The 8,900-nt window shown below is 37.0% G+C and carries 12 protein-coding genes; 3 read left to right on the top strand and 9 right to left on the bottom strand.

From position 1 onward, the window contains the following. Positions 1-97: 97 nt before the first annotated feature. The 7 genes from GO495_RS32430 to GO495_RS19905 all read right to left on the bottom strand — a co-directional run bounded on the left by GO495_RS32430 (position 98) and on the right by GO495_RS19905 (position 3,103). The gene (locus GO495_RS32430; RefSeq protein ID WP_276611826.1) at positions 98-220 is read right to left on the bottom strand and encodes a hypothetical protein; all 123 of its coding nucleotides are present in this window, start codon (positions 218-220) and stop codon (positions 98-100) included. Continuing rightward, positions 217-480, bottom strand: coding sequence for a hypothetical protein (locus GO495_RS19930; RefSeq protein WP_157301470.1), 264 nt, complete (start codon positions 478-480; stop codon positions 217-219). Before GO495_RS19930 ends, GO495_RS32430 begins: the two co-directional genes overlap by 4 nt. A gap of 22 nt (positions 481-502) precedes the next feature. Further along, a complete protein-coding gene (locus tag GO495_RS19925) occupies positions 503-715 on the bottom strand; it encodes a hypothetical protein (protein ID WP_157301469.1) in 213 nt (70 codons plus the stop codon). Between the two features lie 33 nt (positions 716-748). After that, complete coding sequence (locus GO495_RS19920) at positions 749-1,582, bottom strand: hypothetical protein (RefSeq protein WP_157301468.1); 834 nt, start codon at positions 1,580-1,582, stop codon at positions 749-751. A 26-nt stretch (positions 1,583-1,608) separates the two neighbouring features. Then, positions 1,609-1,884, bottom strand: coding sequence for a helix-turn-helix domain-containing protein (locus GO495_RS19915; RefSeq protein WP_157301467.1), 276 nt, complete (start codon positions 1,882-1,884; stop codon positions 1,609-1,611). Between the two features lie 257 nt (positions 1,885-2,141). Then, positions 2,142-2,477, bottom strand: a complete 336-nt coding sequence (locus GO495_RS19910; RefSeq protein ID WP_157301466.1) for a hypothetical protein — start codon at positions 2,475-2,477, stop codon at positions 2,142-2,144. Between the two features lie 236 nt (positions 2,478-2,713). Then, the gene (locus GO495_RS19905) at positions 2,714-3,103 is read right to left on the bottom strand and encodes a response regulator (RefSeq protein ID WP_157301465.1); all 390 of its coding nucleotides are present in this window, start codon (positions 3,101-3,103) and stop codon (positions 2,714-2,716) included. A 646-nt stretch (positions 3,104-3,749) separates the two neighbouring features. On the opposite strand from GO495_RS19905, the gene GO495_RS19900 reads away from it, so the two are divergent. The 3 genes from GO495_RS19900 to GO495_RS19890 all read left to right on the top strand — a co-directional run bounded on the left by GO495_RS19900 (position 3,750) and on the right by GO495_RS19890 (position 6,372). Further along, positions 3,750-4,013, top strand: a complete 264-nt coding sequence (locus GO495_RS19900; RefSeq protein ID WP_157301464.1) for a hypothetical protein — start codon at positions 3,750-3,752, stop codon at positions 4,011-4,013. A 658-nt stretch (positions 4,014-4,671) separates the two neighbouring features. Then, complete coding sequence (locus tag GO495_RS19895) at positions 4,672-5,733, top strand: DUF262 domain-containing protein (protein WP_157301463.1); 1,062 nt, start codon at positions 4,672-4,674, stop codon at positions 5,731-5,733. A gap of 9 nt (positions 5,734-5,742) precedes the next feature. Then, entirely contained in the window at positions 5,743-6,372 is a 630-nt protein-coding gene (locus GO495_RS19890) for a hypothetical protein (RefSeq protein WP_157301462.1), read from the top strand. Positions 6,373-6,661: 289 nt separating this feature from the next. Here the strand turns inward: GO495_RS19890 and GO495_RS19885 are convergent, their stop codons facing one another. Then, positions 6,662-7,126, bottom strand: coding sequence for a Mov34/MPN/PAD-1 family protein (locus GO495_RS19885; protein ID WP_157301461.1), 465 nt, complete (start codon positions 7,124-7,126; stop codon positions 6,662-6,664). Then, the gene (locus tag GO495_RS19880) at positions 7,116-8,885 is read right to left on the bottom strand and encodes an E2/UBC family protein (protein ID WP_157301460.1); all 1,770 of its coding nucleotides are present in this window, start codon (positions 8,883-8,885) and stop codon (positions 7,116-7,118) included. Before GO495_RS19880 ends, GO495_RS19885 begins: the two co-directional genes overlap by 11 nt. Between the last annotated feature and the right edge of the window lie 15 nt (positions 8,886-8,900).

Genomic DNA, 8,900 nt, shown 5'->3' with positions numbered 1-8,900 from the left:
TTAGGGTGGTTTGGTAGCTGCTCTTGCCAGCCGCTACCGGAGGGCCTACCTCCATCTTTGCTACAGCACCCTTCAGCTACTTACGCAGCCTCAGGTTTCAGGACGCACCCTGTTCTTTGGTGGATACACGTGTATACGCTACCGCTACCTTTTGTGTGACTTTCTGTGTAAACTTCTTAGGGTAGTTACCAAATTTGGCAAAGGCATTTAAATTACTCATGCTGCTATTCTATTTTGTTCGGGTAATGGATTGATATATTCTGCAATCATGGGTGTCTGTAACTCTTCCCCGGTGTTGGGAAGAGTTACAGAAAGTAAGATCATGGCAAGCGCATATAAACTGTCTATGATCTCCATTGCCTGTTCGTCACTTAAATCCTGTAAACCCGAACTTTTGCGAAGAAACTCCGGTGTTAACCGTTTGGGCTTGGATGGCATGGAAATCTCTTGTTGTTGTGATTCAGAACTATGAGGCTTCATAAATTATTCTTTGTTTGACGGGTTACTTTACAGCTGAGTGATAAGGGCTTATTTTAGGACTGCAATCATTCATGATGGCTTCCCAAAGAACCCAGAGCTTTACCGCATTACCTATAACACTTGATTGATCTATTTTGTACAATACGCCTAACATGAGCATCACTCCGCTCAGTTTATCTTCGGCTTCCTTGCGGCTGTTTGCTTCTATTTCTATTGTTAACAGATGCTTTGCCATGGTATTTGACATTTTAATGGTTAGATATTGTTATTATGCTGCCAGCTCAGTTTCATCCTCTTCTTCCTCATCAGGACAGGCTTGTTGGAGTATTCTCAGTAGCTGATCTGCAAGCTCGTTGTTTGCATACAGGTACTGAATGATACGTTCTACCTTTTCGGCATACAGCTCAGGAAACAGCAGAATCAGTGTTTTGCGTAATGTGGTTGTATTTTGTTCTGTGGGTTTTATGTTTCCGGCATCGCCGCTTTCCTGTTTGCTATAAGAAGCCCTCTCGGTGGATTGCTGAGGGGGAATGCTACCAGAATTTACCAAATCACTCAATAACGGGATACCGCCTAGTACCTGTGGATTTTTGGAAAAATAAAGCCCCGCAAAGTTTAATACTGTTTCCGTGATCTTATTGGTTGTTGAGCTTTTCTCTCCTTGCATTTGCCGCACAGTATCCTGTAGTTGTTCCTGGTATTCTTCAGCATCTGCAAGCTTTTCCTTTAAATCCTCATTCTCTCTTTGCAATAACTCATATTGCCATTGCCGCCTTTCCTGTTGTAGTTTCTCCCCTATGGTATGTTCTATACCATCCAATGTTCCCTTTGCTGTACTCTCTTCCTCTTTTAGCAATAACACATAACGGGTACACCTGCGTGAACCACCATCATATAAACAAACAGTGACATAACGCGTATCAGGCAGTATGAAATCCTCGTGTTGGAAGAAACGTTCAGGGTCATTAGTACGGGATACAACCTTCAGTTCATCTACCCGCACATCGTATTCTTTGGGTTGTGCCTGTTCTGCTTCATTACATAACATTTGGTAAATCAGGTTAACCCTGTTACCGCTATACTTTTCTTTTACAATACTCATATAATGAATTAAGAAGTGAGTAATAGTTATGCTGCTTTATTCTCCTGTTGTGTAAGATATTCCTGGAGGTCTGACGGCCTAAAAAGGATACGACCATACTTCTTTCGCTGCAAGGGGTGCAACTGACCTTCACTGATCAGGCAGTATATCCTTGATACAGAAAGATGGAGGTAGGTTGCTGCCTGTTCTATAGATAGCGGAGGATGCTTATTTCCATCATCTCTTGCCAATTGTAATAGCAAGTCTATTTTTGTTTCTAATACATCTAGTCTCCTGCGAATTTCATCCTGTTCTTCTCTCATGTTTTTTGTTTTGTGGGTTAAAAATATATTGAAGAAACGAAGATATAACAACGCGAAAAACCACTTTACCACTTATGTACAAACGTGTACAAACGTGTACGAAATCACCAAAGATTTTTTTAACATCCTTCATGAAGGGGTTTTAAAAGAGACATATTATATTCTGTGAAATACCAACACCTTTCTATTTCAAACCAATAACAGACAAAAAACAATTAATAACAATAAGCTATAAAGAACGACAATAAGGTTACTTATTACACATTTCTATCAGAAGGACCTTCATCATTACGAATAACGCCCATCGCAATATATTTTTGTAGTATCGGGCTTTCCTTTATTAACCTTCTTGCTACTTTACGTTTGTAGGCAAAGTGAACGTATACACAGACCTCATATAAGAAAAGGATATGCCGCCTTAATTTATCAGCTTTAAAGCCTGTTGCTTTACATATCAGGAAAAACCAATAGAATATTCTTATTCTCCAATTAAGTACTTTGGAATAGTGTTTTAGTTCATTTTCGCTCATTCTGTCAATTACACTACCATGATAGTGTTTAGAAAACGTTTGTAGTTTTTTCTTTAATTGCATGGGGTAACGTTTAATAGTTCAGTTAATGATGTATATAAATTATTTCCGAAGTCGGAAGTAGTTATCTACAGCCCAGATAATGCGTTCCTGTAATTCTATAGGAAGATCAGATGGTATTACAAACTTTGTAACTGCATTTTTTTCTCTATGTACGTAATACATATCTCCTTTAATTCTTGCGCGTACCAAATTTGTTCCAGGCAAACTTGCGAGATAAACAATGGTGTTACCAATCGTTATTTTCCGGGTGTACATAAGTGGAGGCTGATAATATTGTTTAATACCCCAACCAGAATAGGCTTTTCCTGCACGTTTATTGCTCCTGCATCCAGAAGGGCTGTTTTCACTGTTGGGTTAATAGTTCCTGTACTTATGAGTATAGGTATATTTCGCAGTGACTCTACTGCTTTTATTTGCTTTACAGATTCTATGGCATCGAAGCCAGGAATATACTGGTTAAGGATAATAATATTAGGTCTTATTAACTCAGCTTTCTTAACACCCGCAAGTGGCTGACTTGCCCAGTCTAATCTGGCTATGTCACAAGTGAAAAACATGCTTAATATTAAATACTCGTCGGGATCATCATCAATGAGTAGGATCAATGGTAATGGGGGAGTCACCATAGCTAACAGTTATTTTTGGTTAATTTGATCAGGGCAGCCAATGGCTAATGAATGGGAGTCATTGTGGGATTGCTACACCTGCTATAACGGCACCATGATATGTTAATATCGCGGTCATCTCAGATTTGTTTAACCTCAATTCTATTAACTTATTCCGGAGAACAATTAAGCTATGACAGTTATCCGTATATACTTTCTTTAAGAAAGGGATTCTTTGCGGTGGGATACCATGCTTCAGAACGATGTGCTCGAAGGTGTAGTGTTTAGCGAGTGGATTCATGCTGCGGTCAATTTTTGGGTTTAATATTGACCTGCGGAAATAAAAAACGCAGGCCACATCTTACTGTCCTGCTGGCCGTGAGAAGCCCGGAAACGAGTAAGAGGGCCCACGTTTTAAGGTGGGCACGCCTACCGCTCCTCGCTTCCTTTAAATTTCTCACGTTTGCAGGACGAGAACAATAGACAATGCGCTTAATTACTTCGAGCGCAAAGCTAAAATATTTTTTAACTTTCTAAAGTTACAAACAAAGAAATAAACTACCAAATGTAGTATTATAATTACATATCGTAGTATTTTATTGTCATTATATAAGTATTCCAATACATATAATTAGCGGATTATTACCTTCGGTTACTTCTTGGAGCTATGAGTGATAAACGCTATCAAACAATAAAGAAACTAATAGACGCAAATAAATTGGCAAATTTTGCCGAGATATTTGAGATAATTCCACCTTCTGTAGCGGCATCAGATCTCCATTTGAATTATAATAGTTTGAGAAAGAGGATCGAAGATCACTCTATATTTACCCTGAATGAGTTTATAAGATTAGCGGATTTGATTAATTGCGATCCAAGAGTACTGGTTGATTTGGCGTTGATTAATATTAAGAAGACAAAGAAAAAATAAGGATTAATAGAAGCAGTAAGCCATGGGTGGACACCTTGGCTTCACTTTCTAAATTGCATCATAAGCAGATTACAAAAACCGAGTAGATAAAAGGATATAGAGGTTGTCGATAATTATTATAATACGTATGCTTAAAGTTTGGCCTAATGGTATTATACCTTAATGAATCTAAAAATAGAATTCTCAAACTTAAAACTTTCAAATAGTATTGACTGAGAATTTCTTATTACTATTGATTGCGAAGGAAATCCCTTAACTTGAAAATTTGCTCTTATGCAAATTTTACCTCAGAAACTTCAGGCTATTAAATTTACAAAGCTTTATATTAATCAATTAGCTATTTTTTTCATAAGGGAAATAAGTATTGGTAAATCTGCTTTCGTTTGATATATTATGGATTTGCCTATTCTACAACAATTATTAACTGAACATTTGTATTGGTTATTCCTAATTAATAATTCCAATGATGCACCTTTCAATAAGTAAACCTTTACTTGTATTTTGCTATAATCAAAGCTAGAGGAATCAGTTTGTTTAACAATCAATTCTTACTGGGTGTAAAAGACGAGATTTTAGCAAGAAGATTCTCACTAGTACTAGTTTTTAATTATAAAAATTAAAGTAAATATATTATATAAACTATTTAATGCAATATGGTATGAAAAATTTCGATACAAGAGCTTATAGTATAGCTGATTTTGTGGAATGGGAGAGAAATGGATTGATAGAGCTTTCTCCAGATTTCCAGAGGCGATCGGTCTGGACAGATAAAGCGAAATCATATCTAATTGATACAATTCTTCGAGGCAAACCCATGCCTAAAATAATAATAACTCAAAAGCTGGAAGGAGGAAAAAATATTAGAGTTGTTGTAGATGGGCAACAAAGATTACGAGCTATATTAGGATATTATAATGGAGATTTTAAACTGTCAAAGGCTCATAATAAGGAACTCTCCAAATTTTCATATCAGTCTTTGCCTAATGGATTAGAGAAAGAATTTCTAAAATATGAGTTAGGCGTAGATTTACTTTTTGATGTTCCTTATGAAGAAATCCTTGACATTTTTGCAAGAATTAATTCGTATACAGTTAAACTAGAAATGCAAGAAATATTCAATGCAAAATATTTAGGTTTTTTTAAACAGACGGTATACGGTTTAGGGTATAGATATGTTAGTTATTTTATAAATGGAGGTATATTGACAAAATCAAAAGTGACAAGAATGGCGGAGGCGGAGCTAGCTGGAGATTTAATGGTCGCTTTAATTGATGGAGTCCAGACAAATAAAGGGGTAGAAATCTATTATAAGAAGTATGAAGATGAGGCTGATAATTTAGAGGAAATCGAAGCACGATTTGATAAAGTAATGAGTTATATAGGTTCTATTTATAAACCTGAAGAATTGAAAAATACTAATTTTTCGAGAAATCACTTATTCTATAGCTTATTTGCTTCTATGGCACATTTACTTTTTCAAATAAAAAATTTGGATAAAAACTTGAAGAAAAGTATTAATGAAAAATCTATTGGAAAGATCAGGGTCGCATTAGACAATTTAAGTGCTCAGTATGATGAAATCTCAGACAATATAGACTCTCCTCAATACGGTAAAGAATTTAAAGATTTTATAAATTATTCTAGAAGAGGGACAACGGACTCTGGTGCTAGAGTGTATCGGTCAAATTTTATCTGTAAAAAGATTATTGATGCATTATAAGCTATATTTATGGCCAATCACAGAATCAAAATAAGTGCTTCATATGCTGATTTCATTAAAGAAATCACCCGTCTTCAGAAATTTGATTATTCAAATCACCAAAAATTTTCTCGTGGGGAACTTACAAAATCGCAAATAATTTTACTTGTAGAATCCATTTTTTTTGCAGGATTTAGAAAATATGAGGGGTTCTTAAAAGAAATTTTTATTTTATATTGTTTGGAGAAACAATCATCTAAACGCCCTGTGATAAAATCCTACTTAAAGCCCAAAGATTTTACTCATTGTGAAGAACTTATTAAGTCTGGAATGCCTTTCCTGGATTGGAATAGCCCGGATGCCCTTATTGCTAGAGCTGAAACCTTTTTAGAAAATGGTCATCCAATTAAACTTCCATACACAGCAAATTTACAGGTATTAAGAGACTATAAAAAATTAAGGAATCATATCGCTCACAACTCCAATGAATCACTTCAAGAATTTGTAAAATTAGTAAGAATATATTATAGCGGTATTATTCCATTGAAGATTCCAACTCCTGGAGAGTATTTAATGCTTTCATCTAAAAAAAAGAGAGAAAATTATTTATTGTTAGACTTTTTTGATGCAATGAAAAATATATCCGCAGACTTAATATAAATTCTTGACCTCACTCACAAGAATTGACAGTTAGTTTGTTCTAGGAGGCGCCTATTACTGAGCCTTTAAAATTAAATTTCAATTGGGTGGGTCGCCGCACTGTGAAATTATACAAGGCAGAAATACTTGTGGACTTCTGAGTATTGTTTCAAAAAATGTTGGGTTAGACGGATACAGCTGGAACTTTCTGGTCCCAACTGGCAAAATCACTTAGATTATGCTTGTATTGCTGTTCTAACCGCTTGCTGCTTGTCATCTTTCTGAATTTAAACTAATATTAAAGAATACCTTATAATTTGACAGCCTTAGAAAGATGGTTATTCTTATACATTCCAACGTAACGCCCTGATATACCTTGGATGGCCATTATTAAAAAGGGGATGTGGAGCTCACCGAGGGCATGCTGACCATTAATCATCCTCAAATCCTGAGGCGAAGGATTTGGATATTCCTCAGGATGGGTATGCCACTCCCCTAAATAAGTGACAGTTCTGCTGCTATTGACAAATTCATAGTTAACTATAATTTGCGCAGCAGCTTTATCTCGATGAAAAGCGTACCTGCTTCCACGATCAAAAAGGCATGGGACTGATGCCTTCTGTACGTACACCTGTTTATCCTTCACTTGTCCAAGCAGAATACCGCCACTTTCGGGTTTCCACTTGGCGTCCTGGATAAAAGATTTCATGATGTCAAGTACAGTATCACTGATGTGAAATATGTAGTCATCAACTTTGTATTGTTCAGCCTTCATGTATAGTTATGGTTCTTTCGTTAACGCTAGTTGCAAAATCGGAAAGTGGAATATTCAGCGCTCTTAACTGATCAAGATCACCTACCCAACTCAAGGCACATGAATCCTTTCGCCCATGGCTGATAATTTTATTGATGTATGGAAAAATTCCAGATAGAAATAGGGTAATGTCTACCATACCATATGGCACATATGTGGTTTGGCATCCCGCTTGTTTCAAGTGGAGTAACGGATGGTTGCTGAGATAAGCATCTCTATGTACTACATTATATTTGAACAACTCGTAATCCTCAAAATAACTACGAAAAGGTCTGCTTCCTGGATGGAGATAAACGGCATGGCCAGCACTTAGGTAAGGCTCAACCCATAGAATAAACATAGGCTTAGTTATTTTTCCACTTTCAACCAGTGATCCCAAATATTGCTCAATATTCGTTTTCCCGATGGCGATGAAAATGTAATCCGCGTTGTTAACAAACTCTGGGGCGTTACGCATTACGTCCAGTACTGATTCCTTCCTATACTCGACTTTCTGAAAAGGATTTTTATGGATGAGGTAACTTTTTACACCAACAGCCTTACCTCGGGCCGAGTAGATGAACCCTAACAGATGACGATTTATGTTATCTAATGATAGGTCATCTGGGTCGACTAGACGAAATTCCGGGTCATTGTAAGTATTTAAAAAATAAATGAGGTTGGACCCTATACTTCCCAGTCCGGCTACGAGAAATTTTTTATTGCCCTTTGCGTCAAAGATCTTCCCGATTGATCTTAATTGCTTTTGGTCCGGTGAATACTCTTGAGGGCTCGTTCTTACGACGGGATCGTTGGCCTGTAGTGAAGACAGCAATTCATAGTTGGTGATTTTACCATTCCTAAATCCCTTGCGTTTGCCAACTACCTTAAAGTCTGCATGCCGCCATCCTATTAGGTGGTACCTTCCATTTAATAGCACAGATGCGGTTAGAAACTTCGGCGTTTTACCTGAATTGATAAAATTTTTAAAACGATTTACCACTTCCTTTGGCAACCGCGAGACAATTTGCTTAACATCTTTATTCCTTAGGTTAAATGGCGGGACATAATTCCATGAAACAGGTCCAAGGTGACAGATCGGCTGATCTTTATAGGACAATTTCCTGAAGCCAAGATAATTTAAAAAAGTCGTTGCATTTTCATCATTCTGATGCACTACATAACTAAACAGGTGTAAAGGTTCATCAAGTTTAATCATGTTGACCTTTGCCGGGTCAGGATCACCGCTAAACAGTTGCAACACTGCCATATCCAAATCAGGTTCACCGTTGTAGCGGTATAACCAATATACAAGGAACTCCTCTTTATAATCGTTGTAATTGGTTTTGGCCAGGCCTTGTTCAATGATTTCTTTTGCCCTACGCAGACATGATAGCAAAATACCAACTGGATTTTCAGGGTTTGTTCTGGTCGTATCATCGTCAAACAGACAAATTCCACCCTTTTCATCAATATGAGGAAAAGAACGGTATTTTTCCAATTCAACCACAGGCAAACTGATTTTGGGCATCACCATCGGAAAACTCATTGGGAGGTGAATATGGAACGTGATACTCTGTACCACACCTTCTTTACCCAAAAACTCCGTATCCACTGAAAGATAAGTGGAATGGACATTGTACTTCAGTTGCTCCTTTTCCTCAGTGCTTAATTCGTAAATCGTCTCTATCTGGCCCAACTCCTGAAGTACAATTGCCTTTGCATTCTCAAAGTCCATCATCCGATCCAAATTATC

The organism is Chitinophaga oryziterrae, assembly GCF_009758125.1.
Taxonomy (GTDB): domain Bacteria; phylum Bacteroidota; class Bacteroidia; order Chitinophagales; family Chitinophagaceae; genus Chitinophaga; species Chitinophaga oryziterrae.
The sequence above is the reverse complement of the archived record's forward strand: the minus strand, read 5'-3'. Positions and strand labels throughout refer to the sequence as shown.